Genomic DNA, 21,535 nt, shown 5'->3' with positions numbered 1-21,535 from the left:
AACTTTGGGCAAGATTAATCCTGATGTACGCTTAATGGACGATGACATATTAACAGTCAATGCACCAAAACGAAAATTAATTAAGAATTTAAAGAATAATCAGAGCAAAGATAACCGATTAAAAATTGAGGTTGAAGAAGGAACAATTAAATAATGCTTAATTCGCTTTTATTGTTGCCTTAACCTTTTTATGTTTATCATTTGAATTATTTGGGGAGAAAATTTTTAATGAAGTCAAAATATTATATTCAATACTTAATATCAATTGTGCTATTATTGTTTGCTGTCTTGATAGGCGTAAACAATAATTGTGCAACGTCCTTAGCTGCTAATGTGCAAACATATCAAAGTAATCAGCCCTTTGATCATGTTCATATTGGTATTGTTGATGCCAATGTCAATATCAAACAAGGCAAACAGTTTCGGGCATATTTCCCGACAAACTATCATATTATAACTTTTCGCAATCAAGATCATTACTTGTATATTGAACAAAAAAATCATGGGGTGCGCAAACATGTGAAGCTGAGTTCACCCAAACCGACGATTACGATTACGGTACCGAACAAAGATGCTATCAAAAAGTTAGACCTTGGTTTAGACGACGGTCAGGTGACTCTCAATGACTTGTCCATTCAACAACTGAAGATAGATTCTTCTGATGCTCAGTACAACTTGCAAAATCTGGTGGTCACCCAAAGGTTGAGGATTGATAACGAAGGTGGTCGTTATCAGGTACAAAATAGTAACCTCAATAATGTAGCGTTTGATGATGATGATGGTCAATACCAATTTGATCAGTGTCATTTAACTAATGTTACTACCATTAGTGATGGCTTTGATGATACAAATTTGAAGTTCAAAGATGCTGTTTTAAATGGATCTAATATTAATTTTGAAGATTTGAAGATGAAAGTCACTTTGAAGAACACTAAATTGCTCGGGCAGAATGTTTTTCATGGTGATGAATTAGCCTTAGACTTAGATAAAGGAACTTCTGATGTCCATTTAGTAAAAACAGGTAAACTCAACATTAGTTTTTTCAAGCGCCAAACGATCCAGCGTCTGCAAAATAATCATAATAAAAAGAATGTGCTAAAAATAAAAGTTACAAAGGGGACAATTAAGTAATTAGCTTTAGAAATAATGTGGCTTGAAGTTTTATTAAAATATTTGAATTATCTGAAGTGTTGGTGAATGATTTCAGCAACACTTTTTTTGTATTGTAATTTTGAAGCTGACGTTTGAACATTCTATTGAATAATAAATAGTTATTATTATTTTTTAGTTCTTTTAGCAGTAATTAACTCAAGCTATCAATGCTAATCTATTAATTTTGACTATAAAAATTAGTAGTTAGTACATTATTCGAAAATTTAAATAGAATTCAACTTTGCCTTTTCTTAAAGTATAACAATCTGTTCTTTTTATATTAATAATTGACTAAAATAATATTAAAAAAATAATGAAAATTTTAATATTATTGATATAATATGCTTATCTCTTTTTTGAGAGGTTTAAATTTAGGAGGGATTACTGTGGCAGGACAAATAGCCGTTACACCAGAAGAACTGAGATCACAAGCAACGCATTATACACGTGGAGCGGACAGTGTAGATAACGTATTGAGTGATTTAAAGAGTACTCAGGAACAAATTCGCGCTGAATGGAAGGGGAATGCTTTTGAAAAGTATGATGTGAAATTTCAAGAATTATCCGGAAAAGTAACACAATTTTCACAGCTCCTCAGAGAAATTAAGGCGCAGTTGGATAAGTCAGCGCAAGCAATGGAAGATGCTGATAATCAAATTGGTCAAGCTTGGAGTTAATTAGTTTTAGTCAAGAGTGGTTTATTAAGGATCGCTCTTGGCGTTACATAAGTAATAAAAGTCCGTACATAGCTTTATAACCTTGGTTTATTAAGTAATTTAACCAGCTATGACTCAACTATGATAGTACAGGAAGATAGGTTTTTGATTAAACGACTATTACATTTTATACAAACCAACAATAAAAATATTGTCGCGATTATTTTAATAATATTAGTGACTTTAACGATTGCCTTATTTGCATTCAGAACTAAGCAAACCAAAGATCCGAATGCGAATAAAGTATTGCAAGTAGGCTTAGTTAATGAAGATAACGGTGGTCAATTTAATGGCAAACAATATAATTTTGGCCGAGATTTTGTCAACCTATTAACGCGCAACCATGATATTTCGTGGTATTCCATTCCACGTGATGTTGCTGAAAATGGCTTAAAGCATCGACGGTATGATTTGATTGTGATTTTACCATTTAATTTTTCTAATAAGATTCTCCAGTTTCAAGCGGCTGATTTTAAAAAGATTCGGGTTTTATATAAAATTCGTGAAAATAAAAATCCTACTTTACGCAATAAGATTACACAATTGAATAATCAAATCTTAAATAAACTCAATTACAAAGTTACAGAAATGTATCTAGCTAGTATTTTGTTTAACTTGCACCAAGCGCAAAGACATCTAGAAGTAGTTAATATTAATGAACAACAGTTGAGTAGTAATTTAAAAAGTAACCTGAATAATCCCTTGGCTGCTTTGATTAAAGAATATAGTCAGACGCAGCCCAATGCTAGCGATAATCCAGTCAGCAATTCGAAGGATAATGCAGGTGCTGAGCAATTACAAAATTTATTGCAAAATCAAGGCATTAATGGCTTGCAACAAATTAATACCCAAGCTCAAGAGCTGCAAAGTCAAGCTAATCAGCAATTAAATGAACTTAATACGCAAGCTAATTCTGTAATTCAAGCTAATAATCAGCACTTTTTAGATTTAGTATCTAATCAATATGATGCTTTTCAAACCATTATCAATGATGACTATTTTAATTTGAATCAATTACAAGCTCCAGCTATGCAAAAACAAATTAGTGACTTATTGAATTCACCTGTTTGGTTATCAGAGACTGATGCTGCGCTGGTTCAAGAATTACAAAATCAAAAGCTACAATTGGGGTTAACTCGGGATAAATTAAATCAATGTTTAGTAACATTGCAATCCAATGCAGTAGGTAACGCCGATGGCACTAGTGTAGTTGGTGATGAACAAGTTAGTTCTGTGCGGCAGCAATTGCAAACAATGATCAATACAGCCATCACGCAACTACCTAGTAATAGTAGTCAAATTTTGCAACAAATCAGTCGTGACGGTGAGTTAACGAGAGAGCAAACTCAAAGATTACAAGTCGAGTGGGCTGCTGTCAATAACTTTCAAACAACAGGTTCCTTTCAAGGACAAGAAGTTGCGCTTCAACAAGCAACTTTACCACCAGCTAATCAACCCCTAGTGTTAAATCTGCCAGCCCATCAAAGCGTCTTTTTGAATATCAGCAGTACCCAAGTTGACCTCAATAACCTAGCACGTCAGTTGGAAGAAAATAATTTGCCAGTAGTTATTCAAGATCAAGGTTTAGCTATTAATAATTTGGGCGACCAACAAAGCTTAACTTTATATCCGCAAGTTTTGACTGAGCAACCCGTCAATTATGCCATGACAATTGATGCTCCAGCACTAACGCAAGGAATACTCAGTAACTTGGTTCAGAATCACAGTGGCAATTTAAGTCAACCATATTTGGACTTCATCATTACTTTAAATCAGGCTTATACATTCATCACTACGTTCAATAGCCTACAATTAGAGCCCAAGACAACAGCTGCAGTACCGGCAAAGACTGTTTCTACGTTTGATGCGAATTTAGAACAAAAATTATTAGCCATTTTAATCAACGTGCATAGTGCTGAAGATTCCATCACTAAATTACAAACGCAGTATGAGGAACAATTACAACAAAACCACCAAGCGCAGGCGGATTTTCAACAATTGGTTGTTAAGATTCAAAAGTTATATCAGGAACAATTAGCTAGTTACCGGCAACATCAAACCATGATTTCACCGGTCGTTGAGTTCAATACACAATTGTTAAGTGACCCCGCACCGTTAGATTTTTCGCCACTGATGAAATTGGCACAACAAAGTAGTACACAGGCCGAACAAACAAATTCTCAATTACAAGCTTCTTTACAACAAATGCTGAATCAATCGCAACAATTAGATCAAAACTTGACGAACCAAGCGCAAGCCACAGCGACGATTGATAATGATTCTAAAGCATTTGTCCAGCATGGTAATAAATTACTGCAACAAGCGAAGGTACTCCTTAATAATTGGCAGCAAGTTGTGGCCACTAATGCTGACTACAATCACAATTTTGGTCAGTCAATGAGTAATACTAAAAATGATGATAATGCTGCTCGCAAAATTTACGGCAATCTGGCTCAGCCGTTAAAATTTCAAAATGCGGGGACAATTCGCAATCTTAGTTCAATTTTTCCTTATTTTTTAACACTAGCTAACATTATTATTGGTGGTTTTGCGGCGTTGCTGATTGTCGGTAATGATCAGCACAATCGCCAACTTAAACCATTTAAAGTAGCAGACCATTGGGAATTACCGACAACCGGTTTGGGGTTGTACCAACAATATGCTTTGATTTTAGTTTTAGGAATTAGTTTCTTAGTGGCCTGGACGACGCGCCCGTTATTGCGCCACCTTTTGTATCCACAACTGTGGTTAATAATCGAAACTTTGATTCAAGCGACAGTGATTGAAGCCGCCATCGCGTTATTCAAATTTTTGCGGTCAGTCGGTAAATTTATTTTTGTTTTCTTCTTTATTGAATATATTTTTTACACGCCGGCATTGGGTCAATATTTAACCAAAAGTCCTGGAGTTGGTTTCTTTTTGAAATATACTTCGCCATTTCAACAAATAGAAGACATTTACTCAAATGTTTTTACTAATCAAGCAGATAATGTCCTGATCATTCTGATTTTTAGTGTGTTGCTATTAGTTTGTTTAATGGTTAATTGGTTATTTAAGGAAAAATTATATGTTACAGAAATTGAAACTTAGCTGGTTATTAGTTGTAATCATCCTTATTGGCGGATGGAGTTTCCAAAATATTGATCTTTTGGCAGCCCGAAGGTCTTTGGATGACGGCAAGATGACAATTAATAATACGATTTTAAACAGCAATCAAGATACCAGTGAGGCAAGTTCAGCTAGTGCTAAGCTGAGTGCGAATGATTTCTTTTTTCGGCAGGATAGTTTTGAGCAACAACAACGCCAACGAAGACAGCGTTTTTCACAAAATACGCAATTAACGCAACGGCAATTATTTACTAACCAATGGCCTGCTAAACCAGATTTATTAGTTCAACACACCAAAGGACGACTTTTTCAAGTTCCAGAATCAATTTCGGCAGCTCATACCAAACGTCATCAGCAGACTAATTCATGGCGAAAACTGAAATACATTCTATTAATGATGCTGGCATTATTTTTTATTGGCATCGGTTGTTGGTTAGGGAAGCACAAACGCATGATTAGGAGATTTTTTAAACGATGAAATATATTAACGTCACCATTTTGATCCCAGCTGCGAATCATTATGTCCAAGATTTGAGACTGCCCATACAATTGACAGTCAATCAACTAATTGCGCTCTTAATTGATGATTTAGCTCAACGAGCAATTGCTCTCAATACAAGATTACTTAATGTAATTAAAGCGCAGACGAAAAGCTTATTGTTGGTTAACACAGATTTATTAGCAGACTTTCCTTTAGCAGACGGCGATATTTTACAAATTTTTTAGTGGAGGAGCAGCAATTGGCTAAGCAAAGACAAGGATTTGAAATTGATGGCTATCAATATCAATTCAATTATTTAAAATCAGGAAGCATTACCGAAGAATTAACGGCTGATAGTGTTCAAGATGCTCAATTGATTGATTATTTAGGATTAAAGCAAGATCAATTAGTACCATTAATAATCAAGCCACAAGATCAAGCTTGGCAACTGCAATATCAGGTGGCTGCTGATTGGCACAATTTTCAACAATTGGCTAGCGACTTATCGCGAGTTGATAAAATTCGCTTATGTTTGAATTTACTAGAGCTTTGGCAATTACGTAATTCACGAATTGTGCCCGTAGTGCACCCTGATAATATTTTTTTTGACGTCAACTTACGACCCAAAGTTTTACACCGTGGAGCGGTAGGTATTGTGACGCCATCAACGCATGCTCATTTATTAAAGCAATTGAAAGCTTTTATCGTGATGGTGTTAGCCAATAAGTATACATTTAATCGCTTGTATAAAGGCTTAATGGCTGATAAGAGTTTTGCTGGTTTGAAGTATCAGAAAATCATTCGTGCCAAAAGCGTTGCCACTTTAAAAGAGCAGCTACAAGTTTTGTATCAACAAGCTTTGACTGTTGAACAGAAGCAATTAGTCGTCGCCTCAAAAAAGCAATTTAATCTTTATCACTGGGGATTTTTATTGGAATCAGTGGTCACGACACTGGTCGGTTTAGCGCTGATTTATTTATTAATGGTTGTTGTGCCGCAAAAACAATCCTTAGCTGAAGGAACGGGCTCTTATTTGCAGCAAGATTATGATCAGGCCATTAATCACCTGAGCAAAATTAGAGTTCAACAAATGCCGAAAGTTCAACAATTAATGCTCGCCAAATCTTATGTTCATGTTGATAATCTCAATCATCAACAAAAAGCTAATATTAACAAATCACTAAATATGAATTCTGATCCTAACTATTTAAAATATTGGATTTATGATGGACAAGGCAATTTTAACCAGTCATTGGATGCTGCCAAATACTTAGGAGATCAGCAATTAATCTTGTTTTCGTATACTAAATTATATTCACAAGCGAACAATAATCCGCATTTAACCGGTGCTAAGAAGCAGAGATTATTGAATAAATATTCGAAACTAATTAAAGCTTATACGAAAAAATTACAGAAAGAATAGAAGACATGGCTGAAATTTATCAATTATATATCTGGTTAAAGACGAGCTACTCAGTGTTGAAATTAGATACCACTGAACAAAATAATTTTACTTTAAGTACTGATTATCATGATACTTATTATGTTCCAGAACTAGAGCAACCACTTGAATTGACGATTAATACGGATTCTCAGTTTTGCTTAGCTGACCAAGTATTAGAATTGGGACAAGTAATAACAATTCAACAACATATCCAACTTTTAATCTTGGCTGATACACTAATTCCACTCAGTTTTGATGTTAACCAGCTCAACATGGGACAGCCTTTAAGTTTAGGAGCTAACGCATTCAATGATATTCAAATAGCGATTAATTGTGATTTTCTCATTCAAAAGACAGCTGATGCCAAACAGTTTCAAGTAATGGGCGCTTTTAAAACGCCAGTCTATTTAAATCATAGTTTAATAACAACCACAGTAATTAATTTTACTTATGGGGATGTGCTGGCGATTGATGGGTTAGAAATAACTTTGCAGCCTGATAATTGGTTAATCGTGAAAGATTTGTTGCAGCAATTTGTCAAAAGTACCCTGTTTTATCGGCAACAAATAAAGCACTGTTATTCAGATGATTATCCAGAGTATCATCGCTCACCGCGGGTGATCCGTGCTTTACCGACAGCTAAAATAACTTTAGATGCACCACCCATGCCCGCAGAAATTACTAAAAATAAATTATTAAAAACGATTACGCCGCCGTTGGTAATGGTTGCTGCTTCGGTTGTAATGGCAGTAATTAGCCATAACATGACCACCATGATTATGATGGGAGCGATGAGTTTGACAACGACTGCTTTTGCGATTAGTAGTTACTTTAATGATAAAAAAGAACAAAAGCAAAAAGCTAATCAAAGAGTGCAAGATTATCATGATTATTTACAAACTAAAATTGTGGAGATTCAATCACAAAAGCACCAAACGCGCTCGGCCTTAACTTATCACTTACCATCACCGCAAACGATTAGTCAATTGATTTTGCGTAATAGTGCGCGGATTTATGAGAAAAACAAATTTCAAACGGACTTTTTAACGGTCCGTTTAGGGTTAGGTAATTTTACCGGACAATATCAAGTTAATTTTTCGCCGCAAGAATTAAAGCATGATGCGTTATTAGACAAAGCAAAAAAGATTTATCAACAGGCACTTCAGGTGGAACACTCGCCATTAGCAATTAGTTTGTTGTCCGCAGGGGTGGGACTAATTGGTGATCAAGTCCAAGTCAATCAGGCTTTGCAGAATTTGGTGCTACAAATTGCGGCCTTTCAAAGTTACCATGATGTCCGGTTCGTTCCAATTTTTGATAGTCAGCAACAAGATTTTTGGCAAGAGTTTCGATGGTTAAAACATTTTCGTTCTAGTGATAGTAATACGTTAAATTTTGTTGATGATGATCAAACGCGTGACCAAATATTAACGGCCTTATTGCAACTATTAAAAGAGCGCGAACAAGCTGTGAAAGAAAAAGAAAACAAAGATCAAAAAATTAGCTTCGCACCGTATTACATTTTGATTGTACAAAATGAAGAATTGATTATTAATCATGGTATTATGAAATATTTGTCACACGATATTTCTGAACTTGATGTCGCAGTGATCTTTGTAAAGCAAACATTGGCTGATTTACCGGAACATATTGAGACAGTGGTCGAATATTATGATAGTCAGCAGGCAGAAATTGTGATTGAGAACGGTCAACTAACTTCTCAAAAATTGGTTCCGGACGCTCTGGAAACAATTGATTTAGAGGCGACCGTGCGACATTTAGCCGCCTTAGACCATAAAGAAAGTCTCAAAAATTCTTTACCAACATCTGTGGGTTTATTGGAATTGTACGATGTTAAAACCGTGACAGAATTACAATTGCAAAAACGTTGGTCAGTCAATCTTCCCTATAAAAGTTTAGCTGTTCCGTTAGGATTACGTGGTAAAGATGATTTAGTTAAATTGGATTTGCATGAACGGGCACATGGTCCACACGGTTTAATTGCCGGAACGACAGGTTCAGGAAAATCCGAATTAATTCAATCGTATATTGCTTCATTAGCAATTAACTTTCATCCCGACAACGTGGCCTTTTTGTTGATTGATTACAAGGGCGGTGGTATGGCGAACCTTTTCAGTGAATTACCACACTTATTAGGGACCATTACAAACTTAGATGGTAGTCAAAGTTTAAGAGCTTTAGCGTCAATCAAAGCTGAGCTAGAAAAGCGGCAACAGTTATTTGGCCAATATCAGGTTAATCATATTAATGAGTATCAAAAATTGTATCATGACGGCGTTGCCGAAGAAGCTATGCCCCATTTATTTTTAATTAGTGATGAATTTGCTGAATTAAAATCTGAACAACCCGATTTTATGCAGGAATTAGTTTCAACAGCGCGCATTGGGCGTTCATTAGGCATCCATCTAATTCTTGCAACGCAAAAGCCGAGTGGGGTGGTTAACGAACAAATTTGGAGTAATTCTCGTTTTAAAATTGCGCTCAAGGTTCAAGATCAAGCAGATTCCAATGAAATTTTGCATACGCCGGATGCAGCTTCAATTGTTGAACCAGGGCGTGCCTATCTGCAAGTTGGTAATAATGAGATTTATGAGTTGTTTCAAAGTGCATATAGTGGACAAGATTATCAGCCAACTGCTTCTAAAAAGCGCACAGCGCCACCGCTTTATTTAATTAATGAGTTAGGCCAATATGAAAACTTATCAGTTGATTTAAGTGGTCTGACCTATCTTGATACGCAATCTCAAGTAACGAAGGTTTCTGAATTGACGGCAGTGATCAATTACATTGCACAATTTGCGCAAGATCAAAATATTGCTCGGCTACCCCAACCGTGGTTACCGCCTTTAGCAGCCCAATTATTTTTGCCAGATTATGTTCAAACTGATTATCAACAGAATTGGTCGCAGGCGCAATTTAATTTACGAGTAACGCTTGCGATGACTGATTATCCGGACCAACAAGCGCAAAGGCCTTTGCTTTTGGATATGCTGCAAGCCAAGCATTTAGCCATTTTTGGGAGTCCTGGTTATGGGAAAAGTACATTCGTTCAAACTTTAATCTTGAGTTTATGCCAACAAAATTCGCCCGAGCTGTTGAATGTTTATTTACTAGATTTTGGAACCAATGGCCTGTTACCTTTGCGCGATTTACCACAGGTGGCTGATTGGATTCGAATTGATGAAACAGAAAAGATTTTAAAATTTCAAGAGATTATTGAGCAGGAATTGAATCACCGCAAGCAATTATTGAGTTTAGTAGGTGTTGCCAGTTTAGAACAATATCTTACAACAACTTCCGAGCAATTGCCGATTATTGCAATTGTGGTTGACGCAATGGATTCAGCGAAAGAAGTGGCTTGGAGTGAGCAGTTTAATTATCTTTTGGACAAGATTACTCGCGAGGGAGCTAACGTCGGGATTTATCTAATAATTACTGCTAATCGCCAAGCAGCTTTGAGAATGCAATTATTGGCTAATATTAAAACGCAAATCTCATTGTTCTTATTTGACCGGAATGAAACTACTGATATTGTGGGTCGTTCGCAGCTGGTTGTTGATGATCAACCGGGGCGAGGATTGATGAAGTTAGATACTGTGCGCTTATTTCAAACTTTGCTCCCAGCTAAAGGTAGCAGTTCTTTGGAAATCTTGGAAAAGGTCAAACAATTAGCACAACAAATGCAGGCCAGTTGGCAAGGAAAACGGCCTGATAAGATTCCTATGATTCCTGAAGAATTAACTTTGGCACGCTTCCAGATGATGGCAACGACCAGTCAGCGACAGTTAGCGTTAGGTTTAGATATAGCAACAACCAAGCCAGTGGTCTTTGATTTTGATCAAGATAAATATTTTGTGATTTTAAACGATACCGAAGAACAGCAACATCTGTATGACAATTTAGTTAGACAGCAATTAGCCCAAAGCGAGCATTGTGCCACAATAATTATTGATAATCAACAATCAGAGTCTGAGATTGTTGCGGTTTTACATCAAATGGAAGCAATCATTCGTTCAGAGCACACAATGCAAGAATATTTAATTTATTTCGCCGATTTTGAAGAAATTGTTAACATCGCTGAACAAAATCAGATTAAGTTATTGTATTTATTGCATCAGGGGCAAGCCAATGGCTTACACATTGTCATTAATACTTATCTTAGTTATTTAACCAGTAGTTTTGATGAGTTAACCCGAACCTTAAAAGCGGAAATTAAAGTTGGCATTCTGGGAACGCGCTTAACAGATCAAGATTTAGTTAGTTTTAAATATATCTCTAATGAAGATTATCTGAAGGATGACGAGGGCTATTACTTCAAAAGACGATCTTATAAGAAAATTCGCATACCCAAATAAAGGAAGTGTTAATTATGAAAAAGCAAACAATAAAAGCGCTCTTGTCTGGGTTAATCATGATCTGTAGTTTAGGCTTAATTGGCTATGGCGTAATTAGTAGTCCACCAGGACATGATTGGTTGATGGCGCACTACTTAAAACAAGATCAAATGCTGACGCGGCAAAAAATTGTGCATAATCAACATCAAAAGGCTAATTTTGATCCACAAGAAGTTCATGCCATTAAGGCGCAAGACTTATTACGAGCGTGGAATAATTCAGTGCAGCCGATTGGTTACATGGCGATTCCTGCAGTCCAAATGAAAAATCGAATTTTTAAAGGCTACGGATCGCGTGGTGATAACTTGCTTTACGGTGTAGCCACTATGAAGCCGAAGCAGGTGATGGGAGCAGGAAACTACGCTTTGGCTGGTCACTATATGCACAATCAAACCATTTTTCATAATTTACATCGTGTCAAAGTCGGGAATAAGGTTTATCTAACAGATTTAAAATTGATTTACAAATATCAAGTAACTAGGGTTTTAACCGGTGTTTCGAATCGACGGGTGGACTTGATTGATGATCAGCTAGTAGCACCACAAATTACACTGATAACGTGTGAAAATTTGACGACTAGTAATTTGCGGACTGTGGTCCAAGGCGATTTGTTGGGAACTTACACAGTTACAGCAGCAAAATTGCGCAAATTAGGGATTTAGGGGAGATTTGATATGAAAATTAAACTGACGACCATATTTTTGCTATTCACTTTATTGATGGGAGCAGTATTTAGCAGTTGGACTAGTGTTCAAGCTGAAACTTTTAACTTGAATAACACGCGAGCAGATAACTTACAGCAGTTACAAAAAAGTTATGTAAAACAAAAAACCATTACTGAAACGCAGCCAACTGCTGGTGGACCGTTGGCTGATCCCGTGGAAATGGGAAGTGTGACAGTTTTATATATTAACTTTGATACTGGACAAACAATGGACAGTGTTACCTTAAAAGGTCAAGTTGGGGCTCCCTATTATGCTGAAGAAAAAACATTTCATGATATGAAATTAAAAGATGTGACGGGTAATGTGAACGGCACGTATGCTAAAGAGCCCCAGTATGTATATTTTAGTTACCGGTCCAAAGATAGTGCAGTTAACGATAATCAAAACCAAGTAGCGGATACTGGTGCGGTTAATGTTCAATTTGTGGATGAGGCGGGTGAATCTATTCAGAATGCAGTGACAATTACGGGCAATGTGGGTAGTAATTACAGTGTGGATCCGCACAATTATGCGGTGAACAATTATGAATATGTCAAAGCAGATGGTAATTTAACGGGGCAATTTACCGCTAGTCCCCAAACTGTAACTTTGGTTTACAAGGGAAAAATGACTACAGGGAAGTTAACGGTTCGCTATTTGATTGAAAACTCTACTCTGAGTGTAGCCAGTGACTTGGTCATGGCTGGCAAAATTGGTGATGCTTATACTGTGTCCCAAAAAGATATCCCAGGCTACATTTACGACCATGCTGAGGGGCAAACTTCCGGCACATATACTAAAGAGCCTCAAACAATTACTTTTATTTATAAGAAAGATCAACAAGTAACCGGTCAAGATGTAACAGTGCGGTATTTAGATGAAAAAACCAATGAAGAAATTGCTAATAACGTCATTTTACGGGGCAATGTGGGTGAGACCTACACAATTGAGCGTTTGAAAATTAACGGTTACTCGTTTGAGCGTATTGTTGGTGCAGACAATGGGACTTTTACTAACAACAAACAAACAGTAACACTTTATTACAAAGCAGGTTCTAATAATAATGCTGATAGTGATTCAGGTAAGAATGATGCTAACACTAATCAGTCCAATACTACAGACCATGCCAATTCGAGCTCAACCAGTCAACCGACTGAAAATTTAAATAATGGTGGAACCAATGATTCTGGTGGCGGCGGTACACAACTACCGCCCAAGTCAAATGGCGCGATAGATCCGACTAGTAACGACTCGGCAACTAAGGGAGACAGTGCAACGTTGCCGCAAACTGCAGATTTGCATGAACAAACAACGGGGTTATTAATCTTAGGAATCTTATTGATGACAAGTGTCATTGGAAGATTGGTTTGGAAAAGAGTGAGGGGGTTTCAATAATGGGAAAAAATGCGGTGGCAATTCGAGCATTACAGATGAAGATTGCTAAATTACAAAAAGCGAAAATCAATTTGCAAAAAGGCCAAACTAAGTTAAAAGCCAACATTGATAAAATTACAACAGGTTATACGTCTATTTCTAATAGCGAATGGCGTGGTGAGCGAAAAAATAAATTAGCTAATGACTATGATCAATTTCAACAAAGTAGTCGGCACGATTATAATGTTTTTCAACAAAATATGAGCATAATTGATGACAAAATTCAGGAATTACAAGCAGAATGTGCGCGGCTAGCAGCGGTTAATTGATGAGGAGATAAGTTAATGGTAAAGATAGCAATTAAGATTAATGCTTTTGAACAAAGGGTGACTGAGGCTCGGGGAGCGGCAACTGATTTAGGACAAAAGAATTTAAAGTTACAGCACTTTTCCCAGACTAATGCTGCACCGTTTATGCAGATGCTAACATTAAGTAATAAAATGGATAGTCTGATTAAAAAGTATTGTAGTGTGGTTAATAATGATGTGGCACAATTTAAAAAAACAGAAGCACAATTAGTTAAACAAGATCAGAAGTTAGCACAAGATCTGGGAGGTCGTTAATTATGGTCAAAATCCGTATCAAAGAGGTGATTGATAATAAGCAAGTGCTGGATCGTAAAGGACAGGCGCTGCAGAGTAGTTTGGTTACAGTCAGTACGAAGATGACGGCTGTACCACAAACACCAGGTTTTTCCGGTCAAGCCAAGCGTGCGATGGCCAATTATGCCAATAAAACTCATCAAACCTTAAATCATAATTTAGTTAATGACTTAACGGAATTACAGCAACAGTATCAACGTTTAATTCAAGTGTTTGCTAGTGAAGTGGACTCCAGTCCAGATGCGGTGTTAGATTCCAATTACATCAAAGCAATTGCAACTAAGTTCAAAGCGAGCCAAGCACCGCTAGAAGATGCGCTTGAAGAGTGTAACCGAGCGATTAGTTCTGTTGCGGATATTGTAAGCTTGCGGCGTCTCAGTAATGATCCTGTGAACGATGTCAAAAAGATGGTGCGCTCAGCTAACAAAACGGTGGAGAAATTGCAGCAATTTAATAGTCGTCGCCCAACAGCAACGATGCAAGGCCTGAATCAACAAACTGTGAAATTGGGATCGGAAATTAAAAGTATTGACACAGTCAAGAGTCAAAAGGAACAACGCTTGATTAATAAGTTGATCGAAAATCTTAAGGGTGTGGTTAATAGTGATGACTACAAACGGATCAAGATGTTAGCAAAAGCTGATCCTAAAAAAGCTCTGACAGCAATTTTGGAATCTAAAGAGATGATGACTGCCATTAGTGAGAGTCCTAAATTAGTTAAGGAAATTAGAAAGGTGGTAGTAGCAGCGACTATTTCCGCTAGTGGACGCGAACTAACGATATTAAATCAGTTTTGGCAAGGGGTTAAAAAGGGAACGGGATACTTTAATAAATTTAATAGATATGTTCCAGACGTCATCAATGGCAGGCTGGGACATCTTGGTAAAACGGCACTAGGAAGTTTTAAAGCTATCAAAAAAACCGGAATTACCGAATATGCGACGAAGAAAGCTTTAGGTTGGGATTGGATATTAAATACTGGAGCAGATTATGCTGATCAAAAGCACCATGATTTAGGACGAGCTATTAGTGATGGAGCGATTGATACTATTTTTGATACTGGACCAGTTAAAGGGGCATTGTTAACAGTTGCTGCAGTTGGAGCATTTGTTAGTCTTACGCCAGAAATAGTATTAGCATCTGTAACAGTTGGTTCATTATTTGGAGGGTTTATTTTGTATAAAAAATTTAGAAATCCTACAATTATAGATAAGACTAAAAATAACATTTATAAAATAGAGAGAAAATATGGTAAAGATGTTTCTAAAATAAATAGGCAGTTCTCTTTTTAGAGTTATAAGGTGTATATGCTATGAAAATATTTAATTTATCTTTTAATCAGAGCCATAAAATAGTTAAGTTCGAAATTAACAGTTTGTTAAATGAATCAAAAAATAAAATATATGGCAGAAAAAGGAAAAACATAAATACTTTTTTGGGATTTTTAATACTCTATGTTATAGAACTGGTTTTTTTTATATTAAGTCATTTAAACAAAACATTTTTGATAAAGCCTATATCAATATTCTTAATTTTTCAATTTATAATATCTTCTTTAGTGCTTTTTAGGTCTTTTTTATATAAAAATATAATATTAAAACGAATTTCAGAAAGTGCAGTTATACTATCCATATTTTTTATAATATCAATTATTATTGTAACTTATATTATTTTTGACATACGACGATATTTTTTGGGATTAGAAAAAATGTTATTACAAATACTATATTTTAATGCTATCATATTTGGCGCTTTTATAACTTGTAATTCTTATTTTAGACTATTTAAGCTTTTTTTTAATACCAATAGCTTACTATTTAATTTGTTCTACAAAGTTTACTTTTCTTTTAATGCTGTATTTTTGTTATTTATATTGATTTATACAGTTAATAATTTTTTTTTGGAAGGAAAATTTTCTAATAATTCTTTTAAAGTTTGGCTTATGTTGATTTCCTTTTTTCCGCTTACAATTACATTTATAATTTATTTATATTTTTATTTTTTTCCGGTAAAAACTTTTTTAGCCTATTATTACCTATACAAATATCAATTAGAATACGAAGAAGAGTACAATGTTAATCTTGGATATCGTAAGTATAAAAAATAGTTTAGTTATTAATTTGACGAAAGCCGACCTGAAAAGCAATAAAAGCAATTTTAGAGACTGATCAAATTATGACAGCCATTAGTGAGAAGCCTAAGTTAGTCAAAGGATTGGTTCAATCAGTAATGGCTTATATGATTGCAACTGGTGCTAGGAATTTAAAGTATTTAAATAAGTTTTGGCAAGGAGTCAAAAGAGGTACGGGCTATTTTAATAAGTTCAATAAGTATTTACCAGATGTCTTGAATGGTAGTTTTGGACACGTGGGTAAAAAACAATGTTAGGCAGTTTCAAAGTAATTAAAAAATCAGGATTGACAGAATACAGAATATGGAACTCCAAAAGCATTTGGTTGAAACGTGGTATTAAATTCTGGAGCAGATTATGCTGATCAAAAACATCATGATTTAGGACGAGCAGTTAGTGATGGAGCAATTGATACTATTTTTGATATTGGATCAGTTAGTGGAGCATTATTAGGAGTAGCGATGGTTGGAAGTGGTGCATGGTTGCCAATAGCGTTAAGTGTAGGAGCAGCAATAGGTTCTTATTCAGTGTAGATAAAATTTTTCAATCCATATCGTGTTGAACAATATAAAACTGATGCATATAATTTCGAAAAAAATATTGGTAAATCATTTTCGATGATTAACTGGAACGATAGTTTTTCTAGTAAAGGAAAGAAAAATGTTCAACTTTTCATTTGAGGATAGTAAAAAAATAAATTTTAATTTTATTACCAGTTTGATTAAAACAGCGAATAATAAGAATGTTATTAAACAATATATACATGATTTTATTGTAGTTAATATTTTTAATGCTTTTGTCTTACTTGCATTTTATACATTTAAAACTTCAAATAAAAGTAATAAACTTTTTATCTTTCTTATTTTTTTATATATAATATTATGTACCTTAAGCTTCATTATGTATGTGTATAACTTTTTTATTATTAAAAATTGGGTATTAGAAAATCTTTATTTAGGATCATCACTTTTTTTTAGTTTAATCAACATAAGCATTATATTATTCGTTACCATATTATCAGATATCTTGTCAACAATGAATATTACTATTTTTTTATTAATTTTATATCTATATATTATGTTCTTATTGGCTTATACGGTTGTTTTTGAATATATAAATTTTAAGAAAAATGTCCTTATATCAAAAGCGTCTTTTGATTATACTAAATCGTTTGTTTTGTTTAGGAAATTAAAAAGTGAAAAAATAATCTTATACATTATGATCCTTTTTATAATTTTTATTTTAGCTTTTATTTTTCAAATTAGATATTTAGTTATAGCAAATGAAGCTTTTATCAAAATCATACAAATCATGGGCATTCTCTTTTTGCTTATCCCTACTATAATTTTTGGAGAGCTCTATCTAATTTTTGTATATGCACCTTTAAAACTATTTTTGCCATTATATTATCTTTATAAATATCAATCCGAATATGAAGCAGAGTACCATGTTAGTTTTGGACGTAAAAAACGAATGAAATAAATTTTGATAGCTGACTTTAGTGAAAGAAGGTGGTATTAATTTTCAAATAAGCAATTTTAGAATTAATTAAAAATTATTGTAGGGGAATAAATAATTATATGGAAAATAAAGAGTTGTTACCTTTAGGGTCATTGGTTTATCTTAAAGAGGGTACTAAAAAAATGATGATTATTGGTCGGGGAGTTATGTACCAAGATGAAACAACGCAAAGTGAGCAGTTTGTTGACTATCTTGGGTGTGGTTATCCTGAAGGGGTTGATCCAAAACAAACATTTTTCTTTAATCGTGAAGACATTGACCGAGTTATTTTTAAAGGCTTCAGTGATGAAGATGAGGTACGCTTTAATCAAGTTTATCAAGAGTGGGAAAAAGAAATTGCATTGGAAGATTAAAATTTTAGGGGAGAAACTTTTATGAACAGAAAAGAGATCAAGCAAAGTGCGAAGAGTAAATTAAATCTTCACTTTAGTTTTTTTCTACAAATGTTTTTATTAACGTTGTTTTTTTATTTAGCTTTGGTAATTCTGAATACTGTCCGCACTTTATCAGGCAATCGTCCAGTTAGTACATTAATGATGTGTTCAGCATTAATAGTTTTTATTGGTTATCAAGTTTTTAATTTGAGTAGTAGCTTGGCGGCAGTTGATGTGATGAGAAATGATGCCCCACTAACCAAGCCATTTACTAAATCTTTGGTGCTATTTGAACGGGGCGAAACTTTTATCGGTAGTTTGCTAGTGTCTATTTTGGCTGGAATTTGGATATGTTTGTGGTCATTGTTACTGATTGTCCCTGGAATTATGAAATCGATTAGCTATTCACAAGCAGTTTATATTTATCGGGATAGTGTCCAAAATAATAAGCCTGTTAAATATCGTGAAGCAATTACTTTGAGTCGTCAGATGATGAAAGGTCATTGTTGGGAGTATTTTGTTTTTAGCTTGAGTTTTATTGGGTACGAAATGCTGGTGTCTATCACTGTGGGCTTAGCCGGAATTTGGGTCTTTCCCTATCGGACATTGGCTGAAGCCAACTTTTATGTCCGGTTGTGTCAAGTTCAAGAACAGTCCAGTCAAGATATTGTTCCAGCTGGTTAAGAATAACGGTCCTCAAATAAAAGTAGTGATTGAGTCAAATTTGGACACCAATGCTGCTTTTTTATTTTGCCTTATACAATTCTTGAACCATGCGCTTGTTCGACACCTAATAAGTGGGTAATATCTTGAACATTACTGTGAGTAACGCCGCCGCCTGGTAAAATTTCAATGCGGCCGTTGGCATATTCGATTAATTCTTGTAAGTGTTTAATATTTAATGGTTTGTTTAATGGACCACCATGCGTTAAAATTCGTTGAAAATTATGCTGAATCAACCAGTCCATGGCAGCTGGTTGATTTTTAATGTCGTCAAAGGCCATATGAAAGACCTTAATAAGTGGTAAAGTACCCAAAACATATTCTAAAGCAGCAGTATTAATTTGCTTTCCAGAAGTTAAAGTTCCCACGGCCACACCATCGGCACCAGCTTGAGCAATTAATTGGGCGTCTTCATGCATAATTTTTAACTCAGCGGCGTTATAGATGAAATTTCGTCCGCGGGGCCGTAACATGACGATGACGGGAATTCGATATTGGTGGGCATATTCAACGGTTGCTTTGATAACGCCTAAGCTAGGAGTGATGCCACCTTGGGCGAGATCGGCATTTAATTCAATGCGTTTGGCACCACGCTTAATTACTTTGGGAACTTGTGAAAATTCTCCAACACAAGCTTCTAAAATCATCATTATCACCTCTTAATCAAATTTGATTGTTAAATTAATTATACAAAAAAGATGGGATCAAACGAAACTTTTAATAATTTGATTTGTTATACAAAAAAAGCCCGCATCATAATGGCGGACTTTTCCAAGAAAATTTATTTTGCTTCAGCTTTTTTGAGTGCAGGTTTCCAAATACCGTAAATTAAACCGGCAATGACTGCTCCAATCACGACTGATAACAAGAATAACCATGGTTTATTGGATAATGGTGAAACGAAAATTCCACCGTGCGGTGCGGGAACGTTAACGCCCCAGAATTGAGTTAAACCACCACCAATAGCGGCACCGATCACACTTGGAACGATAACGTGCAATGGATCACCGGCAGCAAAAGGAATGGCACCTTCGGTGATAAAAGCAGCACCTAAAATATAGTTACTCATAGCCGCTTGATGCTCTTGTTCGGTGAACTTGTTTTTCCAAATGGTTGCAGCTAAGGCAATTGCCAATGGCGGAATCATCCCACCAGCCATTACGGCAGCCATTAAAGCACCATCTTTAGTATTAGTAAAAATACCAATTGCAAAGGCATAAGCAGCTTTGTTGAAAGGACCACCCATATCTAAAGACATCATTCCAGCAAGTAAGGCTCCTAATAAGACAGCATTACCAGTACCCATGTGAGTTAAGAAATCAGTAATGGCTTGGTTAACCACGGCAAAGACTGGGTCAACAGCAAAGTACATAATGGCGCCGACAATTAGTAAACCAAAGACCGGATATAACAGCATTGGTTTCATACCTTCAAGTGACTTAGGCACAAATTTGAAGACTTTCTTCATGCCAACAACTACCCAACCAGCTAAGAAACCACCGATTAAACCACCAATGAAGCCGGCAGGGCTAGATGAATGAACAAAACTAGCACTAGCTTGTGAAGCCATAAAACCAGCTACAAAACCAGGCATTAAAGCTGGTAAGTCAGCCATTGAAACGGCAATATAAGCTGCTAAAACTGGAATTAAAAAGTTAAAGGCGTAATTACCGATACTATTAAAGAATAGGAAACTTGTTGATTTGGGACCAGCCATGTTTTCCAATAGGAAAGAAATGGCCATTAAGATTCCGCCACCAACCACGAATGGTAACATATGGGAGATACCATTCATTAAGTCAGCGTAAATGCGCGACCACATGGACTTACCTTCAACTTCGCCGTCGCTACTATCAGCTTCATCCGGATTAGCATGGTAAGTGGGAGCATTACCGGCTTCGATTTTTTGGATCAATTCTTCCGGTTTATTAATACCGTCAATGACAGGTCGGTTGATTAATTTCTTACCGTCAAACCGTGCCATCTCAACTTTTTTATCGGCAGTAATCACGACGCCATCCGCGCGTTTGATTTCAGCCGGCGTTAATTTATTCTTGACACCTTCGGAACCATTAGTTTCGACTTTAATGTCGACCCCTAATTTTTCGGCGGCTTCTTTTAAACCAGCTTCTGCCATGTAGGTGTGGGCAATTCCGTTAGGACAAGCAGAAACAGCCACAATATAGCCCCGGTCAGTATTAGTTGTCTGACTAGCGGCTTGCTGGGCCTTTTTTTCTTGTTGCGCTTTTTCTTTTGCTTCTTTTTGTGCTTGCGCTTGGTCAAATAATTCTTGAACTTGTTCTGGAGTTGTTGCTTCTTTTAGAGCAGCGACTAACTTAGGATCAATCAATAAGGCTGACAAAGCGGCCAAAGCTTGTAAATGCAGGCTATCAGCACCATCGGGAGCAGCAATCATAAAGAACAAGTAGACTAGTTGACCATCTAAAGCATCGTAATCAACACCATGAGCACTTTTGGCAAACATAACTGTGGCCCGTTTGACAGCTTTATCGCGCGCATGTGGCATGGCAATACCATCACCGATACCAGTACTGGTTTCGGCTTCACGCTTTAAAATATCCGCCTTAAATAATTTTTCATCATCAACGACGCCTTTTTGGACGTAGTTGGCGACCATTTCATCAATAGCGGCTTCTTTGGTAGTCGCCTTTAAATCCATGATCATGACGTCTTTACGTAATAATTCTTTTAAATCCATTTTAAACGCCT

At 35.8% G+C, this 21,535-nt stretch carries 19 protein-coding genes; 17 read left to right on the top strand and 2 right to left on the bottom strand.

The window, feature by feature from the left end; genetic code table 11:
- The first annotated feature begins 228 nt into the window (after nt 1-228).
- From AC3B6D_RS08655 to AC3B6D_RS08575, 17 genes are all read left to right on the top strand, one after another.
- Complete coding sequence (locus tag AC3B6D_RS08655) at nt 229-1,131, top strand: DUF4097 family beta strand repeat-containing protein (protein ID WP_489775298.1); 903 nt, start codon at nt 229-231, stop codon at nt 1,129-1,131.
- Between the two features lie 407 nt (nt 1,132-1,538).
- Entirely contained in the window at nt 1,539-1,829 is a 291-nt protein-coding gene (locus tag AC3B6D_RS08650; RefSeq protein ID WP_489757876.1) for a WXG100 family type VII secretion target, read from the top strand.
- A 144-nt stretch (nt 1,830-1,973) separates the two neighbouring features.
- The gene (gene esaA, locus AC3B6D_RS08645; RefSeq protein WP_489775300.1) at nt 1,974-4,958 is read left to right on the top strand and encodes a type VII secretion protein EsaA; all 2,985 of its coding nucleotides are present in this window, start codon (nt 1,974-1,976) and stop codon (nt 4,956-4,958) included.
- Nucleotides 4,936-5,454, top strand: a complete 519-nt coding sequence (locus AC3B6D_RS08640; RefSeq protein WP_489775301.1) for a hypothetical protein — start codon at nt 4,936-4,938, stop codon at nt 5,452-5,454. The genes esaA and AC3B6D_RS08640 overlap by 23 nt, the downstream gene beginning before the upstream one ends.
- On the top strand, nt 5,451-5,702 hold the full coding sequence (locus tag AC3B6D_RS08635; RefSeq protein ID WP_489775302.1) for an EsaB/YukD family protein: 252 nt from the start codon (nt 5,451-5,453) through the stop codon (nt 5,700-5,702). The genes AC3B6D_RS08640 and AC3B6D_RS08635 overlap by 4 nt, the downstream gene beginning before the upstream one ends.
- Before the next feature lie 14 nt (nt 5,703-5,716).
- Nucleotides 5,717-6,880, top strand: coding sequence for a type VII secretion protein EssB (gene essB, locus AC3B6D_RS08630; RefSeq protein WP_489775303.1), 1,164 nt, complete (start codon nt 5,717-5,719; stop codon nt 6,878-6,880).
- 5 nt (nt 6,881-6,885) lie between these two features.
- Nucleotides 6,886-11,277 (top strand): type VII secretion protein EssC, encoded by a 4,392-nt coding sequence (gene essC / locus AC3B6D_RS08625; protein WP_489775440.1) that lies wholly within the window; start codon nt 6,886-6,888, stop codon nt 11,275-11,277.
- 14 nt (nt 11,278-11,291) lie between these two features.
- The gene (locus tag AC3B6D_RS08620) at nt 11,292-11,978 is read left to right on the top strand and encodes a class A sortase (protein WP_489769727.1); all 687 of its coding nucleotides are present in this window, start codon (nt 11,292-11,294) and stop codon (nt 11,976-11,978) included.
- Between the two features lie 12 nt (nt 11,979-11,990).
- Nucleotides 11,991-13,415 (top strand): MucBP domain-containing protein, encoded by a 1,425-nt coding sequence (locus AC3B6D_RS08615; protein WP_489775439.1) that lies wholly within the window; start codon nt 11,991-11,993, stop codon nt 13,413-13,415.
- Nucleotides 13,415-13,723 (top strand): YwqH-like family protein, encoded by a 309-nt coding sequence (locus tag AC3B6D_RS08610; protein WP_489757884.1) that lies wholly within the window; start codon nt 13,415-13,417, stop codon nt 13,721-13,723. Before AC3B6D_RS08615 ends, AC3B6D_RS08610 begins: the two co-directional genes overlap by 1 nt.
- 15 nt (nt 13,724-13,738) lie before the next feature.
- Complete coding sequence (locus tag AC3B6D_RS08605) at nt 13,739-14,017, top strand: TIGR04197 family type VII secretion effector (RefSeq protein ID WP_489757885.1); 279 nt, start codon at nt 13,739-13,741, stop codon at nt 14,015-14,017.
- Between the two features lie 2 nt (nt 14,018-14,019).
- Nucleotides 14,020-15,348 (top strand): T7SS effector LXG polymorphic toxin, encoded by a 1,329-nt coding sequence (locus AC3B6D_RS08600; RefSeq protein ID WP_489775438.1) that lies wholly within the window; start codon nt 14,020-14,022, stop codon nt 15,346-15,348.
- A gap of 883 nt (nt 15,349-16,231) precedes the next feature.
- Nucleotides 16,232-16,444, top strand: coding sequence for a hypothetical protein (locus AC3B6D_RS08595; protein ID WP_489775437.1), 213 nt, complete (start codon nt 16,232-16,234; stop codon nt 16,442-16,444).
- 75 nt (nt 16,445-16,519) lie between these two features.
- Nucleotides 16,520-16,720, top strand: a complete 201-nt coding sequence (locus AC3B6D_RS08590) for a hypothetical protein (RefSeq protein WP_489775436.1) — start codon at nt 16,520-16,522, stop codon at nt 16,718-16,720.
- Between the two features lie 127 nt (nt 16,721-16,847).
- Nucleotides 16,848-17,669: a hypothetical protein gene (locus AC3B6D_RS08585; RefSeq protein WP_489775435.1), complete on the top strand. Its 822-nt coding sequence runs from the start codon at nt 16,848-16,850 to the stop codon at nt 17,667-17,669.
- A 98-nt stretch (nt 17,670-17,767) separates the two neighbouring features.
- Nucleotides 17,768-18,061 carry a DUF4176 domain-containing protein gene (locus tag AC3B6D_RS08580; RefSeq protein WP_489757888.1) on the top strand — a complete coding sequence of 98 codons (294 nt, stop codon included), beginning with the start codon at nt 17,768-17,770 and terminating at the stop codon, nt 18,059-18,061.
- A 21-nt stretch (nt 18,062-18,082) separates the two neighbouring features.
- Nucleotides 18,083-18,766, top strand: coding sequence for a DUF975 family protein (locus AC3B6D_RS08575; protein ID WP_489775434.1), 684 nt, complete (start codon nt 18,083-18,085; stop codon nt 18,764-18,766).
- Nucleotides 18,767-18,837: 71 nt separating this feature from the next.
- Here the strand turns inward: AC3B6D_RS08575 and AC3B6D_RS08570 are convergent, their stop codons facing one another.
- Together AC3B6D_RS08570 and AC3B6D_RS08565 are read right to left on the bottom strand one after the other, a co-directional pair.
- Nucleotides 18,838-19,455: a copper homeostasis protein CutC gene (locus AC3B6D_RS08570; protein WP_489757890.1), complete on the bottom strand. Its 618-nt coding sequence runs from the start codon at nt 19,453-19,455 to the stop codon at nt 18,838-18,840.
- Nucleotides 19,456-19,586: 131 nt separating this feature from the next.
- Entirely contained in the window at nt 19,587-21,524 is a 1,938-nt protein-coding gene (locus AC3B6D_RS08565; protein ID WP_489775433.1) for a PTS fructose transporter subunit IIABC, read from the bottom strand.
- Between the last annotated feature and the right edge of the window lie 11 nt (nt 21,525-21,535).

Source organism: Bombilactobacillus sp. ESL1097 (assembly GCF_058107205.1).
The sequence above is the reverse complement of the archived record's forward strand: the minus strand, read 5'-3'. Positions and strand labels throughout refer to the sequence as shown.

Bases quoted from the DNA above. Each gene is read 5' to 3' on its own strand.
- AC3B6D_RS08635 (WP_489775302.1), top strand. From the start codon at position 5,451: ATGAAATATATTAACGTCACCATTTTGATCCCAGCTGCGAATCATTAT.
- AC3B6D_RS08640 (WP_489775301.1), top strand. From the start codon at position 4,936: ATGTTACAGAAATTGAAACTTAGCTGGTTATTAGTTGTAATCATCCTT.
- AC3B6D_RS08605 (WP_489757885.1), top strand. From the start codon at position 13,739: ATGGTAAAGATAGCAATTAAGATTAATGCTTTTGAACAAAGGGTGACT.
- AC3B6D_RS08595 (WP_489775437.1), top strand. From the start codon at position 16,232: ATGACAGCCATTAGTGAGAAGCCTAAGTTAGTCAAAGGATTGGTTCAA.
- AC3B6D_RS08600 (WP_489775438.1), top strand. From the start codon at position 14,020: ATGGTCAAAATCCGTATCAAAGAGGTGATTGATAATAAGCAAGTGCTG.
- AC3B6D_RS08655 (WP_489775298.1), top strand. From the start codon at position 229: ATGAAGTCAAAATATTATATTCAATACTTAATATCAATTGTGCTATTA.
- AC3B6D_RS08565 (WP_489775433.1), bottom strand. From the start codon at position 21,524: ATGGATTTAAAAGAATTATTACGTAAAGACGTCATGATCATGGATTTA.
- essC (WP_489775440.1), top strand. From the start codon at position 6,886: ATGGCTGAAATTTATCAATTATATATCTGGTTAAAGACGAGCTACTCA.
- AC3B6D_RS08580 (WP_489757888.1), top strand. From the start codon at position 17,768: ATGGAAAATAAAGAGTTGTTACCTTTAGGGTCATTGGTTTATCTTAAA.
- AC3B6D_RS08575 (WP_489775434.1), top strand. From the start codon at position 18,083: ATGAACAGAAAAGAGATCAAGCAAAGTGCGAAGAGTAAATTAAATCTT.
- AC3B6D_RS08610 (WP_489757884.1), top strand. From the start codon at position 13,415: ATGGGAAAAAATGCGGTGGCAATTCGAGCATTACAGATGAAGATTGCT.
- AC3B6D_RS08570 (WP_489757890.1), bottom strand. From the start codon at position 19,455: ATGATGATTTTAGAAGCTTGTGTTGGAGAATTTTCACAAGTTCCCAAA.
- AC3B6D_RS08615 (WP_489775439.1), top strand. From the start codon at position 11,991: ATGAAAATTAAACTGACGACCATATTTTTGCTATTCACTTTATTGATG.
- AC3B6D_RS08620 (WP_489769727.1), top strand. From the start codon at position 11,292: ATGAAAAAGCAAACAATAAAAGCGCTCTTGTCTGGGTTAATCATGATC.
- AC3B6D_RS08585 (WP_489775435.1), top strand. From the start codon at position 16,848: ATGTTCAACTTTTCATTTGAGGATAGTAAAAAAATAAATTTTAATTTT.